At 45.6% G+C, this 1,031-nt stretch carries 1 protein-coding gene; it reads left to right on the top strand.

Annotated elements, in window-relative coordinates:
• Positions 1-166: 166 nt before the first annotated feature.
• Positions 167-1,031, top strand: an 865-nt coding sequence (locus R7Z77_RS24230) for a phospholipase D-like domain-containing protein (protein WP_318136912.1), incomplete at its 3' end; no start/stop codon positions are given.

The following is a 1,031-nucleotide window of genomic DNA, read 5'->3' as shown; positions in this document are numbered from 1 at the left end:
AATTAGGAGCACACCGCGCCCAATACCCCTTTCTTCCCGCCTTATGATCTCACTTCATTGATTTACTTGCCTCAACTCTCGTTCTTTGGCCGCGATAACTGCACGTTGAAAGCACTTATGTCTATACTTCAATACAGTAAGGTTTTGTAAGACAAGGAAATGTGCATTGTTACATACGCTCTCCAAATTCATTTTCGCATCCATGTTCTCAGTGCTTTCAGCATGCTCATCAATCGAATCAAATCAGCCAAGTGAGAAATCCACAACTTTCCATTTCGGCTATCAACAAGATTCGGTTCTGGCTCATTACTTTGAAGCTTATGGCGAAGATCCTAAAACCATCACTGGCTTTTACCCGCTCAACCAAGGACACGATGCCCTTCTTGCTCGTACTTCTCTCATCGAGTCCGCACAAAAAAGCTTGGATCTTCAGTATTATATTTATCGCGGTGACGAAACCAGCCAGCTGATCACTTGGCGTTTGTACGAAGCAGCAAAACGAGGCGTCAGAATCCGACTGCTGCTTGATGACATGCAAAAACGCAACGACAACGTCATGGCGGCTCTAAATGCGCACCCCAATATTGAGATACGCCTGTTCAATCCTCATCAATACCGCTCTGCACGAATCTTTGCGTTAACCAGTGACTTCGAACGTCTGAACCGCCGAATGCACAATAAATCGCTGATTGCTGATAGTGTCTCTGCGATTGTCGGTGGACGAAATATTGGTAACGAGTATTTCTCTTTTGAATCAGAAGTAGAGTTCGGCGACTTCGATTTACTGCTCTACGGGGAAGCCGTGCAGCAAACGGCGGATCATTTTGATCTTTATTGGAACAGCGTACACGCCGTGCCGATGGAGTGGATATCGCCAGAATCTCAAAGCGTCTCCGATGCCGCGATTCAAAAACAAGTCACCAAACTGAACTTGCAAGAAAAATTCTCTTCTGGCCGATACGATTTTACCGCCTTGGATATGTATCAAGATCTCAAACAAGGCGAACTGAACTTGTACTGGGGTGATGGAC

The organism is Vibrio sp. 1401, assembly GCF_033340295.1.
This window is presented reverse-complemented; position numbering and strand designations above follow the sequence as displayed.